This is a genomic window from Streptosporangium sp. H16 (assembly GCF_051918855.1).
In the GTDB taxonomy this organism is placed as follows: Bacteria; Actinomycetota; Actinomycetes; order Streptosporangiales; family Streptosporangiaceae; genus Streptosporangium.
In genome coordinates, this window is sequence record NZ_JBPXMD010000012.1 from 142652 (window position 1) to 164463 (window position 21812).

A 21812-nucleotide genomic window follows, 5' to 3' on the forward strand; every position below is an offset into this window, starting at 1 on the left:
AATAACGTTCACAGAACCCCGACGGTTTCCCGATTCCCGCTCTCACTTAATCTCATTTCCGCTTCAGTTCGCCAGGTGGAGAACCTGCGCCGTCTTCAATCCGGCCAGCAGGGAGCCGGACACGGCCAGCTTGGAGCGGCGGACGCCGCTGCCGATCACGACCTCCGGATGGGCCGCCACCGCCTCGTCGACGAGCACCGGCCAGTCCTCGGGCAGCCCGAGCGGGGTGATCCCGCCGTACTCCATGCCGGTCAGCGCGACCGCGTCGTCCATCGGCGCGAACGAGATCTTCCGCGCGTCCAGATGGCGCCGGATCACCCCGTTGACGTCGGCCCTGGTGGTGGCGAGCACCATGCACGCCGCGTAGCGGGTCTCCCCCGCGCGCCGGGCCGCCACGATCACGCAGTTGGCCGACTCGCCCATGCCCACGCCGTAGCGCTCGCAGAAGGCCGCCGTGTCGGCCAGCTCCGGGTCGATCTCGGCGACAGTGATCCCGCCGAGCCCGCCGAGCCCGCCGAGCCCGCCGAGCCCGCCGAGTTCCCCGAGCCCGCCGATCGCCCGCGCCACCGGCTCGGCCAGCAGGTCCGGCCGCTCCGCGGCGCTCGTCCAGTCCAGCGTCCCGATCGCCATCGCCGTCTCGCCTCCCTAGGAATTCCTTTGGAGATTCTCTCGCACCGAAGACTTTACGGCGGCGGGGTGACACTCAGGAGGTCGTCTGGAGCACCCGGCGGTGCAGATCGGTGACCGCCCTCCTCGCGGATTCCATGGCCCCGGCCTGCCAGGCGGTCAGGTGCGTGAGCCAGTCGCCGGCGAAGTAGACCCGGCCCGCCGGGCGCTGCAGCAGGGCGAAGCCGCCCTCGTAGGAGGGCCAGCTCGCCCAGCCGCCCTCGATGTACGGCTGGCGCCCCCAGGCGATCGAGATGCTGGAGCGCAGCTCGGCACGGTACTTCTCCCCGTGGATCTTCTTGCCCTGGGTGAGCGCGCGGTTCCGTCGTTCGCGGTGGGAGAGACCGGTGTACACGTCGGCGTTCTCCTCGGTGTTGTAGTAGCCGACCACCAGGCCGCCGCGGGAGTGGTAGCCGTAGGAGGGGTACCAGATGTGGGTGATGTCCAGGTCCGTCTCGGTGGCGCCGCCGTAGATGCGGTCGTCGATCTCCCACCAGCGCCTCCCGTACTCCAGCCCGATCTTGCCGGCGGAGACGGGTACGGGCGTGCGGAGCGCGGCGGTGACCGGGGTGCCGAGGTTGTGCGGCAGGCGCGCGAACAGGTGGGGCGGCAGGGTCGCGACGCAGTAGTCGGCGCGGACGACGCCGGTCCCCGTGCCGTCCCGGTGCGTGACCTCCACGCCGTCGGGCAGGTTCCTGACCCCGGTGACCGGCGTGCCCGTCCTGATCCGGTCGCGGCCGACCGCGTCGGCGAGCGCGTCGGTGATCGTGTCCATGCCGCCCACCGGCTGGAACATGGGCATGACCTGGTCGTAGCCGAAGTCCATGGTGACGTACCTGCCGGTGCCCGCGGCGAGCACGTCGCGCAGCGAGGAGGCCGTGCCCACGGAGACGCCCTCGCCCACCCCGGGGTAGGTCTCGAACCCCCGCCGCCGGGAGTCCCGCCGGTAGGCGAGGTCGGGGCCGAGGTCGCCGAAACGCCGCAGGAACTCCTCCAGCCGCTCGCGGTCGTCCGCGGTGAGACGGCGGTCCAGCGCGCCCGCGTTGCTCGCCTTGGCCAGCAGCTCCCCGACGTAGCCGTACAGGTCCGCGCGGGCCGTGCGCGCCCGGGCCGGGGCGGTCATGCCGCGCGTGTAGACGTACGCCGAGGCGTTGTTGTTGACGAAGATCTCGACTGGGACGCCCAGCTCGCGGCAGTAGTCCATGGTGACCATCCAGGCCGCGATCCGCGCGGCCCCGGCGTTGAAGTAGACGCCCTCCTCGAACCCCGCGGTCTGCGTCTCGCCGCCCAGCTCGTCCAGCCGGTCACCCGCGCGCAGCGTGAGGTTCCTGCCGCCCACCCGGCCGGACGCCTCCAGGACCGTGCAGTCGTACCCGGCCTTGCCCAGCTCGTAGGCGCAGGTCAGCCCGGCGATGCCCGCGCCGAGGACGACCACCTTGGCCGCTCCCCTGCCGGTGAGGGAGAAGTCGGAGCGCTGCGGAGGGGTGAAGTCCCTGTCCTGGGACTCCGGGGCGAGTCCGAGGGCACCCATCGCCGCGAACATGGCCCCGGCTCCTCCGGCCGCGCCCACGCCGACCAGCAGCGCCCTGCGCGTCAGGCCCGCTCCCGCGGCGGGCGCGGCCTTGGCGGCGGGGGTCACCGCGGCAGGGGTCTCAGCAGGGGTCTCAGCAGGGGTCTCGGCGGGGCTCTCGGCGGCGGGTGGCGCCGCGGCGGAGGCGGCGTCGGGCCGCGCGGGGCCCGTCTCGTCACTCATGGGGGTCGTCAGGGGACATCGGGCACCGTCGGGTCGAGGGGAATCGCGGGGTCGAGGGGATCGAGGGGAATCGCGGGGTCGAAGGGATCGCCGGGATCGAGGGGGACCGCCGGGTCGCGGGGGATCGCGCGTCGCAGGCTATCCGGATCGGGGGAAGCCTCGGGCGAAGGGGGGTCGAAAAGGACATCGGGGGGTGTCGGAAGGGTCAGCCGTACGCGCCGCTGCCGCAGGCGACGTGGCCGCCGATCATGGCGAAGATCCCCAGCAGGGACATGATCTGCGAGAAGTCGTCGGTGGTGAACTCCGTGTGGCGCGGGCCCGCCGCCGTCACCCCGGGGATGATCGCGCATCCGGCGGCGATGGCGGTGGAGTTCCACTCGACCCCGAGGGTGAAGGGCGGCTCGGGGGCGCAGAGGCGGAAGTCGGCCACCCGGTCGAGCGCGCGGGCCGCGGCCTCGCGGATGCGGGCGTGGGCGACGGCGGGCGGCAGGAGCTCGGCGGCGAACCTGTCGACGCCCTTCTTGACAGCGACGGTCTCCACGTCGCCGAGCAGCTCCCTGGCCTCCTCGCAGACGGCCTCGTCCCCGGTCACCAGGACCACCGGCACACCGAGCGTCCCGGCGAAGGAGGCGACGAGACGGGTCTCCCCGCAGACCTCGCCGTTGAGGTAGATGTTGTGGATCTCCTTGCCCATCCAGGTGTGGTTGAGCACGCCGTGCTGGACACCGGCCCGCGCGTGGTAGCCGACGAAGCAGGCCGCCCGGTGGCTCGCGTCCAGCCCCTGTCCCATCCGCAGCGGCTTGCCGGGGCCCCGCAGCAGGGTCGCCCGCTCGTCGAGCAGGTCGATCCTGAGGTTCTTGGTCGAGCCGTGGGCGTCGTTGACGCGCACGGCGGTGGCCCCGGCGTCGAACACCCCCTCGACGACCGCGTTGGCGTCGCCGGTCATCAGCTCGCAGCCGCGCTCGTAGCCCCGGCCCCCGGCGTGCATCTCCTCGGGGTCGGTCAGCCCGGTGACACCTTCCATGTCGACCGAGAGATAGACCTTCACGTCATCCCCCATGTCTCGACGCGCCGCGCCTCTTCCTCGCTCATGAAACCGATCTCCCCGTCCACGAAGTCGTGAACCTGCTTGCGCCACGGTTCGGGAATCTCCGCGACCGCGGGCGGGTAGCAGCGGTCCAGCCAGGCGGTGGACGACTCGGTCGCGCGGAGGTACCGGGCCGCCGCGGCGAAGACCGTGTCCTCGATGCCGGGCACCCGGGCGCAGCCGTACTCGATCATCTCCTGGCCCCCGTACGGGGGCGGCTGCTGCCACTTGCGGGCGACCGGGCGGCCCGCGGTGATCGTGGTGCGGAGCGGGCGACGCTCGACGGCAGCCTGGATGAGCTCCTTGTACAGGCACTTGCCGCAGGTCCCGCAGGGGCCGCCCACCCCGCGCAGGCACCAGCGGAGCTGCCCGCGCAGCTCGGAGTTCAGGGCGAGCCGCATCGTGACGGCCTCGCTCACCCCGCCCACCGGGAGCACGATGTGCAGCCCGGCGGCGGCGAACGCCCGTCCCCAGGCGCCGTGCGGGGCCCACATCAGGTTGTCGGGCGTGTAGCGGTGGATGTAGCGGGCGCCCCCCAGCCAGCGTGACCCCAGCTCGTAGCCGAAGGCCAGGCCGCCCAGGTCGAGCTCGTCGGCCATCAGCAGCGCGCCCGCGGCGACCGCGTGGTGCTCGGGGTAGCCGGGACGGGGCTCGGCGAGGGTGAACTCCAGGTCGGAGCGGACGACGGTCAGCTCGCGGCCGGTCTTCTCGGCCAGCGAGGCCAGGACGTCCGAGCGGTAGTGGGTCCACCGGTTGGGCACGCGCGGGTGGGAGACCCGCTGGAAGTGCACGAACGGCGCGTCGGGCAGCATCGCGGCCACCGCGACCGAGTCGGCCCCGCCGCTGTAGGAGATCGCCAGCCTGCCGCCGGACCTCGGCTGTGCCCCCGTAGGACCGGCGGGACCGGCGGGACCCGCATGGACCCCCCAGCCGTCGCCGATCGCCTCGGCGAACTCCGGCGAGATCGGCCGGTCGAAGGTGACGCGGCGCCGGGTCCACGGCGCGACCACGGTCCACGCGGCGAGGGCGAGCAGGTCCGGGTGGATGTCACGGAGCGCCCGCGGCAGCTCGACCCTGAAGGTGTTCGTGGCCAGCTTCAGCGGCGCGCCGTCGGCGCAGTGGCCGGTGACGCCGTCCTCGGGGTCCAGCCGGAACTCCAGGTGCCAGGTGCCGCCGTCGGCCGTCCAGGCCACTCTCACGCGCCGCTCCCCCTGCCCGCCGTGCCCCTGATGTCCGCCGTGTCTCCGATGTCCGCCGTTCCTCCGGTGGCGCGGTCCACGGCCTGCCAGAGCAGCACCTCGTTCCGGAGCACCCCGTCCAGCGCGGCGGCGGTCTCCTGGGCCAGCCGGTGGGCGTCGTCCCAGCGCTCGGCCCGCGCCGGGTCGAGTTTGACCCCGGCCACCTGCGCGCGCAGCTCGACGACCTCCGCGCGCAGCGAGGTGACCTCCCTGGCCAGCGTCTGGACCTCCCAGAGCGCGTCCTTGACGTCCTGCCGGTGGTCGGCCCTGGAGATGTACCGGGAGTCGAACCAGCCGAGAACCGCCCGCCGCAGCGGGGCGGGCACCAGCGCACGCTTCACCAACCGCACCATAACTCGGCACGATACCGGCAATTCCTGATCAGCCAGGACCAATCCCTACAAGCTCCATCCGGCCCGGCGGGCCGGTCAGCGGCCGGTGAACTCGGCCTTCGACCTCTCGGAGAAGGCTCGCATGCCGATCCCCGCGTCGTCGGTGGCGAACAGCCCGGAAAACTGCAGGCGCTCGATCTCCAGGCCGGTGTCGAGGTCGGTCTCCAGGCCGCGGTCCACGGCCTTCTTGGCGGCGCGCAGCGCCAGGGCGGGACCTCCCGCGAACCGGGCGGCGTACGCGAGGGCCTCGGTGTACGTGTCGTCGTCGGGGACGACCCGGTCCACCAGGCCGATGCTCAGCGCCTCGGCGGCGGACACGTGGCGCCCGGTGAAGATGAGGTCCTTGGCCCTGGCCGGGCCGACCAGCCGGGGCAGCCTCTGGGTGCCGCCCGCCCCGGGGATGATGCCCAGCAGGATCTCGGGCTGGCCCAGCTTGGCCGACTCCCCGGCGATCCTGACGTCGGCGCACAGCGCCAGCTCGCAGCCGCCGCCGAGCGCGTAGCCGGTCACGGCCGCGACGACCGGCTTGCCGATCCTCGCGACGGCGGTGAAGCAGTCCTGCAGGACCTGCGAGTGGACCGCCATGTCGGCGTACGACATGCCGGCCATCTCCTTGATGTCGGCCCCGGCCGCGAAGACCTTCCCCCCGTAGAGGACCACGGCGTACACGTCGTCGTCGGCGTCCACCTGCCGGGCGCACTCGGCGATCTCCAGCTGGACCTGCCGGTTGAGCGCGTTCATCTTCGGCCGGTCGAGCCTGATCGTCGCGACCCCGTCGGCCGCCTCCACCCGCGCGAACTCACCCATGGACGTCCTCCCGCCTTCCGCCGGGACCCGCGGGCCGCGCCGGGGTCCGCCGCGCCGCGATCCCCGTCGATCACGGCGCCGCGAACCACCTTAGGGCGCGTCTCAGTTGACGGGCATGGCCAGGTCCCTGCTCTCCCCGGCGTTCCTGTCCGAGTCCTCCCTGTCCTCCCTGTCCTCCCTCGCCCGCCTCGGCAGCCCGGCGATCGTCCTGCGGTAGATCGCCTCGTACGCGCGGGCCATCACCTCCACGCCGAAGAAGCGCTCCACGCGGGAACGGCAGGCACGCGGGTCGATCGTGCCCGCCGCCTCGATCCCGGCGGGGAGCTCCGAGGGGTCGCTCCGGATGAATCCGGTGACCCCGTCCACGACCACCTCGGGCACGGCCCCCCTGCAGAGGGCGACCACGGGCGTGCCGCAGGCCATGGCCTCGATCATGACCATGCCGAACGGCTCCTCCCAGACGATCGGGAAGATCAGGCACCTGGCCGCCGCCAGCAGCTCGTGTTTGCGCGTGGTGTCGGCCTCGCCGACGTACTCGGCGTCGGCGCCGAGCCGGGGCCTGACGTACTCGTCGAAGTAGTCGTACTCGATCTTCTCGGTGAGCTTGCCGGCGAGCAGGATGCGCCGTCCCGCGGCGCGGGCGGCGTCGATGGCCAGGTGGGCGCCCTTGTCCTCGTTGAACCGGCCCAGCCACAGCGCCCAGTCCTCCTTGCGCTCCCTGAAGGGGAAGGCCGTGACGTCGACCGCGTTGTGGACCACCCCCGCCCAGTTCAGGTCGGGGGCGATGCGCCGCTGGGCCTCGGAGATGGCGACCATCGACACGGCGGTGCCGAGCACCCGGTAGTACTCGCCGAACTCGCCCCCCACCTCCCCGTGACAGGTGATCACCGTCGGGACGGTCTGCGCGGACGCGGTCAGCGGGCCGGCCAGGGTGTGGTCGTGGATCACGTCCACCACGAGCTTCGAGGTCATCGCGTACGCCTTGGCGGCGTGCAGGACCTCGGGCAGCGGCTCACCGATCCGCTCGGAGGGCGCCCGCCCGTAGGTGCTCAGGAAGCGCGCGGAGGTCCCCGCCCGGCCCGCCCCGATCAGCGTGATGTCGTGCCCGCGCCGGGTCAGCCCGGCGACGAGCCCGGCCACCATCGACTCGATGCCCCCGTAGCCCAGGGGCGGCACGTCGTACCAGGGCGGCGCGACCATCAGAATGCGCATGCCCTCCGACCATTCCGGAACATCTCTCGAAGAAACCATGGCCACCTCACAGAAAAGACACGGAACCGAAGAAGACCGGAACCTGGAAGAACGCGGAATCGGAAAAAGGCGCGGCCCAGGAAGGACGCGAGAGAAACGATCAGTGGACCTGCCGCAGAGCGGCGGTGAGCGGGCTGCGCGGCTCGTTGATCAAGGTGATCCCCTCGGGCAGCCCGGCCACGGCGGCACCGTCCGGGCCGACCTCGATCGTGACCCGGGAGCCCGCGAGCGGCAGTCCCTGGATCCGCAGGCCCTCCAGGCCGACGGGATCCAGCCACACCCGCCCGTACGGGATCCACGGCTCGAAGCGCAGCAGGCTCCTGACGAGCTGGATGGGACTCGCCGCGGCCCACGCCTGCGGGGAGCAGGAGGTGGGGTACGGCACCGGCCAGGTGAACTCGGCCCGGTCGAACCCGCAGAACAGCTCGGGCAGCCGCCAGCCGAAGACCTCGGCCGCGTCCAGCAGGCCGAAGGCGATCCGCTGGGCCTCGCCCGTGAAGCCGTAGCGCATCAGCCCGGCCGCGATCAGGGCGTTGTCGTGCGGCCAGACCGAGCCGTTGTGGTAGCTCATCGGGTTGTAGGCGCCCATGGTGGTGGCGAGGGTCCGCACCCCGTACCCGGTGAACATCTCCGGCGAGAGCAGCCGCTCGGCGACCTGGGTGGCCCGGTCCTCGTCGACGATGCCGGTCCACAGGCAGTGCCCCATGTTGGAGGCGAGGCTGTCGATGGCGCGTCCCGCGCCGTCGAGGCCGATGGCGTAGTAGCCCCGGTCCGGCAGCCAGAAGCGCTCGTTGAAGGCGTCCCTGATGCGTTCCGCGCGGACCGTCCACTGCCCCTCCAGGGCGCTGTCGCCCACCTCGTGGGCGAAGTGGGCGCGGGCGATGTATGCGGCGTAGACGTAGCCCTGGACCTCGGCCAGGGCGATGGGAGGAGCGGCGATGGTGCCGTCTGCGAAGTTGACGCCGTCGAAGGAGTCCTTCCACCCCTGGTTGATCAGCCCGTGGTCGGTCTTGCGCCGGTAGGACAGGAACGGGTCGGAGGATCTGCGGATCCAGTCGAGGGCCGCGTCGACGTGCGGCATGAGCTCCTCGACGGCGTCCTCGTACATGCCCCACCTGCGCAGCTCGCCCATGACCATCACGAACAGCGGGGTCGAGTCCACCGAGCCGTAGTAGGCCCGGCCCGCGTGCGGCGAGGCGCCGGTCTGCGTGCCGAACCGGAGCTCGTGCAGGATCTTGCCCGGCTCCTCCTCGGTCAGCGGGTCGTCGGCGGTGCCCTGCAACCCGGCCAGGCGCCTCAGGGTGCCCAGTGCCAGGCACTGGTCCATCGAGAGCGCCATCCACGAGGTCAGCAGCGAGTCGCGGCCGAACAGGGTCATGAACCACGGCGCGCCCGCGGCGATCGTCGGCGCCTCGTCCGGCTTGCCGGGCTCGAAGAGCCGCAGCGCGCCGAGATCCGCCTTGGAACGCTCCAGAACCTTGGTCAGGACACGGTCGGAGGTGACGATGATCGGGCTGAGGCGCTCCCAGTCGGCGCGCCGCCTGGCGGGCTCCGCGTGCTCCAGCGGACGGTGGGTGGAGAACCACGCGGGCGACTCCTCGCCCTCCAGGATCGGGTTGACCTGCAGGCTGGCGCTCCACTCACCCCGCGCGGGCACGACGACGCGGAAGATGAGCACCCCGGGCACGGCGAACGGCGACGGCTCGGCCACCACCCTGGTGCCGCGCGAGCGGCAGGTGGAGAAGATCAGCAGTCCCGTCCTGTCGGCCGTCATCTCCACGTCGGTCACGTGCCGGATCCGGCCGGCCTTCACCTCGAACAGGTCGGCCACGTCGGAGGCGACGTGGATGTCGACCACGCATCCCGCGGGCTCCCCGGACAGGTTGCGCAGGGTCAGGTCCTCGCGCAGGCCGCCCCCGACGTAGCGGTCCCTGATCACGAGCAGGCTGCCCTCGGCCCGCCCAGGGCGGGGGGCGGCCCTGCCGAGGAACATCGCGTGGTAGGGCTCGGCCGGAAGCACCCTGAGCGCCTCCACGGGCAGCTCGTCCACCCTCAGCTCCCAGCGCGACAGGATCCTGGTGTCGGCGTGGTAGACACCCTGTGCCCCGCCGGGAAGGATGTCGCCGTTACGGGCGCACACGCAGAAGGAACCGCCCTCGACCAGCGTGACCGTGGTGTCGCCCAGCGCGCCCGGCTGGCCCTCGAACGTCCATGCGTTCACTGTTCTCTCCCGGGTGTACGAGATGTCGGCTATATAGCCATTCCCGCCACGAACAAGAAAGAACTATGTAAAAGAAGTATGTTGTCGTACTTTGCCGCATAAGAGGGACTTTGTCCGAGTCGATCCGGTACCCGTCCCCCGAGGCCGCCCACCGGCGGAACCGCACACCCCTCCCAGGCGGGCCCGCATTCCCTCCAAGGAGGGGCGCGCACTCCCCATACGACAAAAGCCGCGAAAGACGGATCCTGCACGACCGGTTGGAGTCACAACCACAAAGACCCTGGCATACCTGAACTTGAACCGATAGTAGTCATTCAATTACTTACAGTGACTACGAAAGGGAGGGTGTCGTGCCAGGGATGAACCGGCGAGGATTCGCCAGGTTGGCCGGGCTGGGCGCCGTGGGAGCGATGGGCTCGGCCGTGGAACCGGCGGTCGCGGCGGCGGTCTCGCTCACGGACCCGGCTCCCGCGCGCACCGGGCGGGAGCCGCGCGACGCGGGGCGCTGGGAGACCTGCACCCGGGTGGCCCGGGATCTGCTGCTCGTCGGCGAGGACGGCTCGGACCTCAAGCTCGAATACCTCAAGGTGCTGATCGACAAGGGCCTGCCCAGGACCCGCTCCCCCAAGAAGATCCTCGTCGTCGGCGCCGGGATCGCCGGGCTGGTGGCCGCGACGCTGCTGAAGCGGGCCGGGCACCGGGTCACCGTCATCGAGGCCAACGGCAACCGGATCGGCGGCCGGATCAAGACCTTCCAGACCGGTTTCGCCGACCGGCGGCAGTACGCCGAGGCGGGGGCGATGCGCATCCCCGACTTCCACCCGCTCACCCTGGCCCTGATCGACAAGCTCGGCATCTCCCGGCGCCTGTTCTACAACGTCGACGTGCGGCCGGGCGACGCGGCGAGCGGCCCGACACCGCCCGTCGTCTACACCCCGCGCCGCGGCCCGGTCTGGCGCTCCGGCCCGTCCCGGGGGGAGTTCACCGCGCCGGAGCGGGCGAACCACACCCTGATCCGGGTCAACGGCATCACCCAGCGCCGCGACGAGTACGCCAGGAACCCGCGCGAGATCAACGCCTCGTTCGGGCTGCGGGACGGCAGGACCGCGGGGAGGATCCTGGACGACGCGCTCGACCCGGTCAGGGACTACTTCTCCGTCGTCCGCGGCGCGACGCGGGTCGACAAGCCGCTGCCGGAGCTGATCGAGGGCTGGGCCCGCGTCCTGTACGACTTCGACGACCACTCCATGAACCGCTTCCTGCGTGAGCACGCCCGGCTGAGCGACGCGGCGATCGACGCCATCGGCACCCTGGAGAACCTGACCTCCCGGCTGCCGCTGTCGTTCATGCACACCTTCCTGACCCGGAGCCTGGTCAATCCTTCGGCGACCTACTGGGAGATGGAGGGAGGCAGCCGGGAGCTGCCGTACCGGCTGGCGCCGGGGCTGCGCGGCGACATCCGGATGGACCGGCGGGCCGTGCGGATCCAGCACACCGCGCGGGGCGTCCGCGTCGAGACGGTCACCGAGACGGGCAGCACCGAGTCCGCCTCCAGGCCGCAGGGCAGGGGCGAGACGTTCGAGGGAGACCTCGCGATCATCACGATCCCGTTCTCCGCGCTGCGCCACGTGGAGATCACCCCGGCCCTGCCGTACCCGAAGCGGCGCGCGGTGATCGAGCTGCACTACGACTCCGCGACCAAGGTGCTGCTGGAGTTCCGCAGGCGCTGGTGGGAGTTCGACGAGCGGGACTGGCGGCGCGAGCTCGGCTCCCGCTACCGCCCGGGGCCCGCGGCCCACGTGACGGGCGGCGGATCGGTCACCGACAACGCCAACAGGTTCGTCTACTTCCCCTCCCATCCGGTGCGCGGCAGCGAGGGCGGCGTCGTGCTGGCCAGCTACGCGTGGGCCGACGACGCCTCCCGCTGGGACTCCATGGACGACGCCGAGCGCTACGCTCACGCGCTGCGCGGGCTGCAGGAGGTGCACGGGGAGCGCGTCTCCGAGTTCTACACCGGCCACGGCAGGACCCAGAGCTGGCTGCGCAACCGCTACGCCTTCGGCGAGGCCGCCGTCTTCACGCCGGGCCAGATGACCGAGATCCACCCCGCCATCGCCGCCCCCGTGGGGCGGCTGCACTTCGCGGGTGAGCACACCTCGCTGAAGCACTCCTGGATCGAGGGCGCCCTGGAGTCGGCGGTCCGCACCGCCCTGGAAGCCAACGCCTGACCCCTCACCCCTCACCCCTCGCCCCTTCGCCACGGGGGGTCTCTCCGCGTGGCCCGCGGCACCGACCTCCGCGGGCCACGCGCCACCGGGGCGCCGTACGATCGGGCGCGCTCCGGGGTCACGGCGCCGGGAACCTCTCTCGGGCGCCAGGGATCGAGTGCTCAACCCTACCCACCTCACCACGCAACGTGTCGGCACGAGGACACTTCCGGAAAGCGCGGGTGTCGCGACGCCGTCCGTGAACGCCGTCCGTGGACGTCGTGCGCGAAGACCGTGTGCGAGACCCCGCAGGGCCGCTCACCCCCCTCACCCCGCTCACCCCCCCTGACCCCTCGGGAACGCGAAGACCCCCGTGCCCCTCGCCGGAAACCGGGAGGAGCACGGGGGCCCCGCCGTCCGGCGCGCGCCGGACGGTCACGTGATCAGCGCAGGGTGCCGTTGGTCATGCCGACGGGCTCCTCGGGCACCGCGACCAGGCCGAGCTCCGAGGTCGACGCCACCAGCGGGTGGTCGGGAACGACCCGGACGGTGTAGCCGAAGGGCCCGGTGCGGTCGAGGGGGATGGTCCCGGCGAAGACGGCCCTGCCGTCGTCACCCTCGGACTCGACGGTCAGGTCGGCGTAGGAGGGGGCCGCCAGGTCGTCGTGGTCGCCGACCCGGCCGTAGGCCGCCTGGACCCGGATGTCCCCGGGCTCCAGCTCGCCGAGGGCGATGGTGGCCTTCAGCTCCACGGACGTCCCGAGCTCCGGGGTGCTGTCGCCCAGGCCCGAGGCCTCCACGTGCTCGACCCGCACGCCCGGCCAGGCCCTGCCGACCTTGAGCTTCCACGCCGCGAAGCTCCTGGCCTGCTCGTACCCCTCCCCTGAGAGGGCGCGGGCGGACCTGGCGGCCGGGGCGTAGAGGTCGACCACGTAGTCGCGGAGCATCCGTCCGGCGAGCACCTTGGGGCCGAGCGAGGTCAGGGTGTGCCTGACCATCTCCAGCCAGCGCCGGGGCAGCCCGTCGGCCCGGTCGTAGAACCGGTCGGCCACCTCGTGCTCGATCAGGTCGTACAGGGCGGCGGCCTCGAGCTCGTCACGGCGGTCGGGGTCGGCGACGCCGTCGGCGGTGGGGATGGCCCAGCCGTTGGTGCCGTCGTACCACTCGTCCCACCAGCCGTCCCGGATGGACAGGTTGAGCCCGCCGTTGAGCGCGGCCTTCATCCCGGACGTGCCGCACGCCTCCAGCGGGCGCAGCGGGTTGTTCATCCACACGTCGCAGCCCTGGACGAGCAGCTGGCCCAGGGCCATGTCGTAGTCGGGCAGGAAGACGATGCGGTGCCGCACGTCCTCGGAGTCGGCGAACTTCACGATCTGCTGGATGAGCTTCTTGCCGCCCTCGTCGGCCGGGTGGGCCTTGCCCGCGATCACGATCTGCACCGGCCTGGCGGGGTCGAGCAGCAGCGCGCGGAGCCGGTCGGGGTCGGACAGCATCAGGGTGAGCCGCTTGTAGGAGGGCACCCGGCGGGCGAAGCCGATGGTGAGCACCTCGGGGTCGAGGGCGTCGTCGATCCAGCCGAGCTCGGCCTGCGAGGCGCCCCGGTTGATCCACGACTGGCGGAGCCGCGCGCGGGCCGCGACGACCAGCTTCTCGCGCAACCGGCCCCTGATGCCCCAGACGTCCCCGTCGGAGATCTTGCCGATGCTCTCCCAGCCCTGGGCGCGGTCGACCAGGGTGGGCAGCTCCCTGCCGGCCAGCTCCATGATCTCCCGGCCGACCCAGGTGGGGGCGTGCACGCCGTTGGTGATGAACCCGATCGGGACCTCTTCGGTGTCGAAGCCCGGCCACAGGCTCTGGAACATCTCCCGGCTCACGGCGCCGTGCAGCTCCGAGACGCCGTTGACCCGCTGGGCCAGCCGCATGCCCATCGCGGCCATGTTGAACTTGCCCGGCTCCTCCTCGGCGCCCAGCGCGAGGATACGGTCGACGGGGACCGTGGGCCACGCGTTCTCGCCGCCGAACTGGCGGCCGATCATCTCCGCGGGGAAGCGGTCGATCCCGGCGGGCACGGGGGTGTGCGTGGTGAAGACGGTCCCGGCCCGCACCGCCTCCAGGGCCTCGTCGAAGGAGAGCCTGGCCTCGGTGAGCTCGCGGATGCGCTCCAGGCCGAGGAAGCCGGCGTGGCCCTCGTTGGTGTGGAACACCTCGGGCTCGGCGTGCCCGGTGACCCGGCAGTAGGCGCGGATGGCACGGACGCCGCCGACGCCGAGCAGCAGCTCCTGGAGCAGCCGGTGGTCGCCGCCGCCGCCGTACAGGCGGTCGGTGACGTCGCGGGCGGCGGTGTCGTTCTCGGCCACGTCGGAGTCGAGCAGCAGCAGCGGCACCCTGCCGACCTGGAGCACCCAGACCTGGGCGTGCAGCGTGCGGTGCTCGGGGAGGCTGATCTTGATGCGTACCGGGGTGCCGTCCTCCTCCCGCAGGAGGGTGAGCGGCAGGCCGCCGGGGTCGAGGGAGGGGTAGTGCTCCAGCTGCCAGCCCTCGGGCGACAGGGACTGGGTGAAGTAGCCGTGCCGGTACAGCAGGCCGACGGCCAGGATGGGCACGCCGAGGTCGCTCGCGGCCTTGAGGTGGTCACCGGCGAGGATGCCGAGCCCGCCCGAGTACTGCGGCAGGGCGGCGGCGATGCCGTACTCGGGGGAGAAGTAGGCGATGGCCTTGGGGGCGTCGGACATGGTCTGGTACCACCGGGGGGCGGTCATGTACTCGCGGAGATCGTCGGCGGCGTCGGCCAGTCGCCTCAGGAAGCGGCGGTCGGCGGCCAGCTCGCGGAGCCGGTCGGCCTGCACGGCGCCCAGCAGGGCGACGGGGTCGTACCCGACACGCCCCCAGACGGCCGGATCGACCTCGCCGAACAGATCCAATGTCTCCGGGTGCCACGACCAGCGCAAATTGAGGACGAGCTCGCCGAGGGAGGCCAGCTCCGGCGGCAGGACGGTGCGGACGGTAAACCTGCGGATTGCTCTCACGGTGCCAGACCCTAGTTACTCAGCGCCACGAGGGCGACCCCAACACTCACGCGTCTCCCTCTCACCGCTATCAATCCACCCCAAACACATCAAAGGCAGGTGATCGACTGTTAGGGCGACTCGCGGAAGAGTAAGAGGTGCCGCACTCTATCCAGAGGGACGCATGAAGCTGGACTATTGGGGCACCGGACATACGAGCCAGAACATGCCACCCTCGGGAACCGGCCGTCCCATCAGGGCATGCTCCCGCTTGCCCCGAGACCGGCCGCCCGGGAATGCTTGAAAAAACGAAGATCCTTCCTTGCTGACTTCTCCGGCGGTACCGGGCGTGCCGCCGCTACCTTGAGACGCGATGATCGGACGAATCCCAATCCAGGACATCCACCCCACGGTCGACTGCGGGCGCCGCCCCGCCAAGGCCGCCGCGGGTGAGACCTTCGAGATCTCCGCGACCGTGTTCCGCGAGGGACACGACGCGGTCGCGGCCGGGGCCGTGTTCACCGGCCCCGGCGGCGTGCGCGGTCCCCTGCTGCCCATGCGCGAGCTCGCCCCCGGCACCGACCGGTGGGGCGTGGAGGTGACGCTGCCCACCGAGGGTGAGTGGCGTTTCCGGGTGGAGGCGTGGGGTGATCCCATGGCCACCTGGTTGCACGACGCGGGCATCAAGATCCCACGTGACCTGGACGCCGACCTGATGTGCGAGGAGGGCGCCCGTCTCTTCGACCGCGCGGCGAGGGCGGTGCGGGCCGCCGAGTGCGGGCCGGCGGCCGTCCCCGCCACCGGCCTGGTGGCGACCGGCAGGCCGGTGGGCGGCAGGACCCCGGCGGCGAAAACGGCCAGGGGCGCCAAGGTGACGCAGCAGCACGTCTGCGGGCACCGGGCCGCGCTCCAGGCCGTCGCGGCGAGGCTGCGCGACACCGAGATCGACCCGCGCGCCCGGTTCGCCGTGGCCCAGATGCCGGAGACGGCGGCGATGCTGCGCGCCCACCCGCTGCGCGACCTGGTGACGAGATCGGCCCCGCGCACGGTCCTGGTGCACCGCCGCAGGGCGCTGTTCGGGTCGTGGTACGAGTTCTTCCCGCGTTCCGAGGGCGCGATCATCGAGCAGGGAGTCGCCCCCAAGTCCGGGACCTTCCAGACCGCCGCCAAGCGGCTGCCGGCCGTGGCGAAGATGGGCTTCGACGTCGTCTACCTGCCGCCGATCCACCCGATCGGGCACAGCTTCCGCAAGGGCCGCAACAACACCCTGACGCCCGAGCCGTACGACCCCGGCTCACCCTGGGCGATCGGCTCCGAGGAGGGCGGCCACGACGCCATCCACCCCGATCTGGGCACGTTCGAGGACTTCGACGCCTTCGTGGCCAAGACCCGCGAGCTGGGCATGGAGGTCGCCATCGACCTCGCCCTGCAGTGCGCGCCCGACCACCCGTGGGTCAGGGAGCACCCGGAGTGGTTCAACATCCGCGCCGACGGCTCGATCGCGTACGCGGAGAACCCACCGAAGAAGTACCAGGACATCTACCCGCTGAACTTCGACAGGGATCCCAAGGGGATCTACGAGGAGATCAGGCGGGTCGTGCGGCTCTGGATGGACCACGGCGTGCGGATCTTCCGGGTGGACAACCCGCACACCAAGCCGGTGGCCTTCTGGGAGAAGCTGCTGGCCGACGTCCACACCACCGACCCTGACGTATTGTTCCTGGCGGAGGCCTTCACCCGCCCCGCGATGATGCGGACGCTGGCCAAGGTGGGTTTCCACCAGTCGTACACGTACTACACGTGGAAGAACTCGCGCTCGGACGTCGAGGACTACCTGAGCGAGCTCTCCCACGAGACGTCGCACTACATGCGACCCAACGTGTTCGTCAATACTCCGGACATTCTCCACGAATACCTTCAACACGGGGGAGTCCCGGCATTTTATATCAGAGCAGTACTCGCAGCCACGGCGATGCCGACGTGGGGCGTGTACGCCGGATATGAACTTGCGGAGAATGTGCCGGTTAGACCGGGTAGCGAAGAATACCTTGATAGCGAGAAATATCAATACAAACCCCGCGATTGGGTAGAGGCCGAGCGAGAAGGCCGTAGCCTCGCCCCGTTCATTACACAACTCAATTTGTTCCGAAGAGCACACCCGGCACTCCAGGAACTGCGTAATCTACGGTTTCACAGCGTCAACAACCCGGATGTGATCTGCTTCTCCAAGCGGTTGCCCGGCGCCTACGACACGGCCACACGACGGCACGGCCTGGGCGACGTTGTCCTCGTCGTCGTGAACCTGGATCCGCACCACACCCACGAGGCGACGGTGTCGCTGGACATGCCCGCCCTCGGGCTCGACTGGCAAGCCGAGTTCGTCGTGGACGACGAACTGTCGGGCGAGTCGTATCGCTGGCGGCAGGACAACTACGTGCGTCTCGATCCCCACATCCACCCAGCGCACGTCTTCACTCTGCGTGCCGCGGCGGCGAACCAGCGGTGAGCCGGCCGGGTACGCCTATACCGGCAGAACAGCGGGGAGTCACTGGTGAGTCAGCTACCTGAGCCAATTCCTAACACCTTCGACGAGGAAAAGCCGCGCGACCCGTACTGGTTCAAGCGAGCTGTCTTCTACGAGGTTCTCATCCGGGGCTTCGCCGATTCCAACGGCGACGGCACCGGAGACATCCGCGGTCTCATCCAGAAACTGGACTATCTCCAGTGGCTCGGTGTCGACTGCCTCTGGCTGCTCCCGCTGTACGAGTCGCCGCTGCGCGACGGCGGGTACGACATCGCCGACTTCATGAAGATCCTTCCTGATTTCGGCGACCTCGGAGACTTCGTGAAACTGGTCGACGAGGCGCACAAACGCGGCATGCGGGTCATCGCCGACCTGGTGATGAACCACACCAGCGACCAGCACCCGTGGTTCCAGGCCTCCCGCCACGACCCCGAGGGGCCGTTCGGCGACTTCTACGTCTGGAACGACCACGACGAGCTCTACAAGGACGCCCGGGTCATCTTCATCGACACCGAGACGTCCAACTGGTCCCACGACCCGGTCCGGGGCCAGTACTACTGGCACCGCTTCTTCTCGCACCAGCCGGACCTCAACTACGAGAACCCGGACGTGCAGGACGCGATGCTGGAGGTGCTGCGCTTCTGGCTGGACCTGGGCATCGACGGCTTCCGGATGGACGCCATCCCGTACCTCTTCGAGCAGGACGGCACCAACTGCGAGAACCTGCCCCGCACCCACGAGTACCTGAAGCGGGTCAGGGCGGAGGTCGACCGCCTCTACCCCGACCGGGTGCTGCTGGCCGAGGCCAACCAGTGGCCCGCCGACGTGGTCGAGTACTTCGGCGACCCCGCCACCGGGGGCGACGAGTGCCACATGGCGTTCCACTTCCCGCTGATGCCGCGCATCTTCATGGCGGTCAGGCGGGAGTCGCGCTACCCCATCTCCGAGATCATGGCCCAGACGCCGAAGATCCCGGAGAACTGCCAGTGGGGCATCTTCCTGCGCAACCACGACGAGCTCACGCTCGAGATGGTCACGGACGACGAGCGCGACTACATGTACTCGGAGTATGCCAAGGACCCCCGCATGCGCGCCAACGTCGGCATCCGGCGGCGGCTCGCCCCGCTGCTGGAGAACGATCGCAACCAGATTGAGCTGTTCACGGCGTTGCTGCTCTCCCTTCCGGGATCTCCCGTGCTGTACTACGGCGATGAGATCGGGATGGGGGACAACATCTGGCTGGGCGACCGCGACGGTGTCCGTACCCCCATGCAGTGGAGCCCCGACCGCAACGCGGGATTCTCCGACTGCGACCCGGGCCGCCTGTATCTCCCGGTCATCATGGACCCGATCTACGGCTACCAGGCGCTCAACGTCGAGGCGCAGCAGCGCAGCGCGGGCTCGCTGCTGCACTGGACCAAGCGGATGATCGACATCCGCAAGCGGCACCCGGTCTTCGGCCTGGGCGAGTTCACCGAGCTGAACTCGTCCAACCCGAGCGTCCTCGCCTTCGTGCGCGAGCTCGGCGACGACCGGATGCTGTGCGTCAACAACCTGTCCCGGTTCCCGCAGCCGGTGGAGCTCGATCTCCGCCGCTTCGAGGGATCGGTCCCCGTGGAGACGATGGGCGGGGTTCCTTTCCCAGCGATTGGCGAGCTTCCGTATCTTTTGACTCTTCCTGGGCATGGGTTCTACTGGTTCACCCTGCCACCCGCATCCCAGGAGGCGTAAAGCCGTGTTGACGGAGCTCCTTACCGGTTGGATCACCCAGCAACGATGGTTCGCCGGTAAGGGGCGCCCGATCGACGACCTCGTCGTCGACTCGGACGTGGAGCTGTCACCACGCCTGCGCCACCTGATCATCTCCGTTCACCAGTCGGGGGCCCGCGACCGCTACCAGCTGCTGCTCGGCAGCGAGGCGCCGGAGTGGGCCCGCTTCAAACCGGCCCACATCGGCGGCGGCTACTACGACGCCGCCTACGACGCCGACCTCACCGGCACCCTGCTCGAGGGCATGGCCTCCGGCCGCGACCTGGGCGCGCTCCGCTTCCGCCACCTCGACGGGGTGGAGATCGACATCTCCAAACGCAGCCTGGTCCTCGGCGCCGAGCAGTCCAACACCTCTCTGGTGTACGGCGACACCTACATCTGCAAGCTGTTTCGCCGCCTGACCGCCGGGGTGAACCCCGAGCTGGAGATCGTCACCGCGCTGGCCCGCCGCGACGGCACGCACATCGCCCAGCCGTACGGCTGGATCGAGACCGACCTCGACGGCGAGACCACCACGCTGGCGATGACCCAGGAGTTCCTGTCGAACGCCAACGACGGCTGGGCCCTCGCCCTGGCCAGCGTCCGCGACCTGTACGGCTCCCTCGAGCCGTCGGCCTCCGACGCGGGCGGCGACTTCAGCTCCGAGGCCTACCGCCTCGGCGTCACCACCGCCACGGTCCACCAGGAGATGGCCGCCGCCTTCCCGACCGACGTGATCGAGTCGCAGGAGGTCAAGCGGATGGTCGAGGAGTTCCGCCGCCGCCTGGGCGTCGCGGTGGACGAGGTGCCCGCTCTCGGCGAGCACGCCCACGTCGCCGAGGAAGCCTACCAGCGGGTCTCCGACGTGGCCGGGGAGATGCCCGTCCAGCGCGTCCACGGCGACTACCACCTCGGCCAGGTGATGCGCACCACCAATGACTGGATCATCCTCGACTTCGAGGGCGAGCCCGGCCAGCCCATCGCCGAGCGCCGCGCCCTGTCCTCCCCGCTGCGGGACGTGGCCGGGATGCTCCGCTCCTTCGACTACGCCGCCCGCCACCTGCTGGCCGACCACTCCAATGCCGACGAGCTCCGCCCCCGCGCGGTGGAGTGGGCCGAGCTCAACCGCTCCTCCTTCCTGGCGGGCTACTCCGCCGGAGGCGGCCACCTCCGCGCCGAGGACGCCGTCCTGCTGCGCGCCCTGGAACTCGACAAGGCCGCGTACGAGGTGGTGTACGAGTCCCGCAACCGGCCGACCTGGCTGCACATCCCGATGTCGGCCTTCCAGCTGGGCCGCTGACGGTCCGCGAGATCGTCCGGCGCGCCGGCCGCGTCCTGGATCAGCGCGCCCCGGGTGACCACGGAGACGGTGTCGGCCGCACCGGCGAGGACCAGGCAGCCGAGGGCGAGCGGGCGTGGTCAGCCGACCGGCGTGACGGGGTGGTTGGCGTGGATCAGGTCGGTGGGGTCGTAGTCGGCCTTGATCCGCTGCAGCCTGATGTGGGTCTCGAGGCGGTCGAACCTCGGCCCGGACCGTTCGGTGAAGTTACGGAAGGCGGTCTCGGCCTTCCAGGGGGCGAGGGCGTCGCTCATCTCGTCGAGGACGGCGTGCGCGGCGGCCTCCACGCCCGCGTCCGGGACGATCCCGGTGGAGAACACGGCGAACGCGGCGTCCATGCCGGAGACCGCGCCGCCTCCCGGCCGCCCGGGGGCCAGCGCCCCGCCGAGATGGCGCAGCTCGACGGTGAGCAGCGGGACGTCCGCCTGCGGGCCCACGACGCGCAGCAGGGCCTCCAGGGCGGCGGGCGAGAATTCGGCCAGCTGGAAACCGTCGCCGGCGATCGGGGTCGGCTCCTGCGGGTCCATGTGCATCGCGCCGAGCTCGGTGATCGGGGTCGGGCTGACGGTGTCCAGCTCGGGGCCGAGCGCGCGCAGCGGGGCGAACAGAGGATCGGCCACGGTGGGGTCCAGCAGGCACGCGGCCTGGACGGCGACGAAGGAGCGTCCGCGCAGCGGCTCGGGGATCTGCGGTATCGGCGGAAACCACAGCAGCCTGCCCATCGAGGTCACCGTCTCCGGCACCGACCGAACCCACTCCCGCCAGGCACCCAGGACCTCGGCGGCGCGCTCGATCGGCCACAGCAGCGTGCCCGCGTGGACCTGAGTGATCGGGAACAGCCGGAACTCCAGGGCGGTGACCACCCCGAAGCTGCCTCCGCCGCCGCGGATGGCCCAGAACAGGGCGGCGTCGCGCGTCGCGTCGATCGTGCGCAGCTCGCCGTCGGCGGTGACGATGTCCGCCGACAGCACGTGGTTGGCCGCCAGGCCGTACAGACGGGCGAACCACGACAGCCCGCCGCCGAGGGTGTACCCGACGACCCCGACGTCCGGGGCCGTGCCGGCCAGCCCGGTCAGGCCGTGGGCACTCGCCGCCGCGGTGACGTCCGCCCACAGGGCGCCGGCCTCGACCCTGGCGATCTGGCGCTCGGCGTCGATCGTGACCCCTCGCATCGCCGACGTACGCAGCAGGATCGTCCCGTCGAGCGGCCCGAGGGGGGCTGCGTTGTGCCCGGTCGCCTGCGGTGCGACCCGCAGGCCGAGCCTGGCCGCCGCCTCGACGGTGGCCACGACGTCGCGCACGGAGGCCGCCCGCACCACGGCGACGGGCCGCTGGTCGACGGCCAGCTGCCAGGCGGCCCGTGCCGCGTCCCAGCCGGGTGAGGAGGGGCAGACCAGGACGCCGTCGAGAGTCTCTCTGAGCTTGTCGAGACCCATCACGGGTGACGAGGAGGACATGGTGAAGACTCTCCGTTTTAGATAGTTTTAAGGTGATTTAGAGCACAAACCCCGCGCTGCGGACATGCCGGTCGGACGCGGGGAGGACGGGCATGCCGGTACAGCACGTCCTGGGC

14 protein-coding genes are annotated in these 21812 nt (G+C 70.9%); 4 read left to right on the forward strand and 10 right to left on the reverse strand.

Annotation, left to right across the window (positions count from 1 at the left end; genetic code table 11):
- Positions 1–63: 63 nt before the first annotated feature.
- The 8 genes from ACTOQ2_RS21635 to ACTOQ2_RS21670 form a co-directional block, all read right to left on the reverse strand.
- Positions 64–630 carry a YbaK/EbsC family protein gene (locus tag ACTOQ2_RS21635; RefSeq protein WP_440101680.1) on the reverse strand — a complete coding sequence of 189 codons (567 nt, stop codon included), beginning with the start codon at positions 628–630 and terminating at the stop codon, positions 64–66.
- Between the two features lie 73 nt (positions 631–703).
- On the reverse strand, positions 704–2419 hold the full coding sequence (locus ACTOQ2_RS21640; protein WP_440101682.1) for a flavin monoamine oxidase family protein: 1716 nt from the start codon (positions 2417–2419) through the stop codon (positions 704–706).
- A 205-nt stretch (positions 2420–2624) separates the two neighbouring features.
- Positions 2625–3467 (reverse strand): M55 family metallopeptidase, encoded by an 843-nt coding sequence (locus ACTOQ2_RS21645; protein WP_440069187.1) that lies wholly within the window; start codon positions 3465–3467, stop codon positions 2625–2627.
- Positions 3464–4705: a DUF6395 domain-containing protein gene (locus ACTOQ2_RS21650; protein WP_440101684.1), complete on the reverse strand. Its 1242-nt coding sequence runs from the start codon at positions 4703–4705 to the stop codon at positions 3464–3466. Before ACTOQ2_RS21650 ends, ACTOQ2_RS21645 begins: the two co-directional genes overlap by 4 nt.
- Complete coding sequence (locus ACTOQ2_RS21655; protein ID WP_440101686.1) at positions 4702–5085, reverse strand: hypothetical protein; 384 nt, start codon at positions 5083–5085, stop codon at positions 4702–4704. The genes ACTOQ2_RS21650 and ACTOQ2_RS21655 overlap by 4 nt, the downstream gene beginning before the upstream one ends.
- 87 nt (positions 5086–5172) lie before the next feature.
- Complete coding sequence (locus tag ACTOQ2_RS21660) at positions 5173–5943, reverse strand: enoyl-CoA hydratase/isomerase family protein (RefSeq protein ID WP_440101687.1); 771 nt, start codon at positions 5941–5943, stop codon at positions 5173–5175.
- Between the two features lie 102 nt (positions 5944–6045).
- Complete coding sequence (locus tag ACTOQ2_RS21665; protein WP_440101689.1) at positions 6046–7155, reverse strand: glycosyltransferase family 4 protein; 1110 nt, start codon at positions 7153–7155, stop codon at positions 6046–6048.
- Between the two features lie 139 nt (positions 7156–7294).
- On the reverse strand, positions 7295–9415 hold the full coding sequence (locus tag ACTOQ2_RS21670) for an amylo-alpha-1,6-glucosidase (RefSeq protein WP_440101690.1): 2121 nt from the start codon (positions 9413–9415) through the stop codon (positions 7295–7297).
- Positions 9416–9774: 359 nt separating this feature from the next.
- Between ACTOQ2_RS21670 and ACTOQ2_RS21675 the strand changes: the two genes are divergently transcribed.
- Complete coding sequence (locus tag ACTOQ2_RS21675) at positions 9775–11643, forward strand: FAD-dependent oxidoreductase (RefSeq protein ID WP_440101692.1); 1869 nt, start codon at positions 9775–9777, stop codon at positions 11641–11643.
- A gap of 422 nt (positions 11644–12065) precedes the next feature.
- Here ACTOQ2_RS21675 and glgP read toward each other — a convergent pair whose 3' ends face one another.
- Positions 12066–14648: an alpha-glucan family phosphorylase gene (gene glgP / locus ACTOQ2_RS21680; RefSeq protein WP_440101694.1), complete on the reverse strand. Its 2583-nt coding sequence runs from the start codon at positions 14646–14648 to the stop codon at positions 12066–12068.
- Between the two features lie 352 nt (positions 14649–15000).
- Between glgP and ACTOQ2_RS21685 the strand changes: the two genes are divergently transcribed.
- From ACTOQ2_RS21685 to ACTOQ2_RS21695, 3 genes are read left to right on the forward strand one after another with little or no spacing between them, the layout of a single operon-like run.
- A complete protein-coding gene (locus ACTOQ2_RS21685; RefSeq protein ID WP_440101696.1) occupies positions 15001–17133 on the forward strand; it encodes an alpha-1,4-glucan--maltose-1-phosphate maltosyltransferase in 2133 nt (710 codons plus the stop codon).
- Between the two features lie 45 nt (positions 17134–17178).
- On the forward strand, positions 17179–18882 hold the full coding sequence (treS, locus tag ACTOQ2_RS21690; protein ID WP_440069201.1) for a maltose alpha-D-glucosyltransferase: 1704 nt from the start codon (positions 17179–17181) through the stop codon (positions 18880–18882).
- Between the two features lie 4 nt (positions 18883–18886).
- Positions 18887–20200 (forward strand): maltokinase N-terminal cap-like domain-containing protein, encoded by a 1314-nt coding sequence (locus ACTOQ2_RS21695; RefSeq protein ID WP_440101698.1) that lies wholly within the window; start codon positions 18887–18889, stop codon positions 20198–20200.
- A 119-nt stretch (positions 20201–20319) separates the two neighbouring features.
- Here ACTOQ2_RS21695 and ACTOQ2_RS21700 read toward each other — a convergent pair whose 3' ends face one another.
- Positions 20320–21696: an FAD-binding oxidoreductase gene (locus ACTOQ2_RS21700; protein WP_440101700.1), complete on the reverse strand. Its 1377-nt coding sequence runs from the start codon at positions 21694–21696 to the stop codon at positions 20320–20322.
- Positions 21697–21812: the final 116 nt, after the last annotated feature.

Excerpts from the sequence above, each read along its gene's own strand:
- ACTOQ2_RS21635 (WP_440101680.1), bottom strand. The coding sequence starts at position 630 with ATGGCGATCGGGACGCTGGACTGGACGAGCGCCGCGGAGCGGCCGGAC.
- ACTOQ2_RS21640 (WP_440101682.1), bottom strand. The coding sequence starts at position 2,419 with ATGAGTGACGAGACGGGCCCCGCGCGGCCCGACGCCGCCTCCGCCGCG.
- ACTOQ2_RS21660 (WP_440101687.1), bottom strand. The coding sequence starts at position 5,943 with ATGGGTGAGTTCGCGCGGGTGGAGGCGGCCGACGGGGTCGCGACGATC.
- ACTOQ2_RS21665 (WP_440101689.1), bottom strand. The coding sequence starts at position 7,155 with ATGCGCATTCTGATGGTCGCGCCGCCCTGGTACGACGTGCCGCCCCTG.
- ACTOQ2_RS21675 (WP_440101692.1), top strand. The coding sequence starts at position 9,775 with ATGAACCGGCGAGGATTCGCCAGGTTGGCCGGGCTGGGCGCCGTGGGA.
- ACTOQ2_RS21685 (WP_440101696.1), top strand. The coding sequence starts at position 15,001 with ATGATCGGACGAATCCCAATCCAGGACATCCACCCCACGGTCGACTGC.
- ACTOQ2_RS21700 (WP_440101700.1), bottom strand. The coding sequence starts at position 21,696 with ATGTCCTCCTCGTCACCCGTGATGGGTCTCGACAAGCTCAGAGAGACT.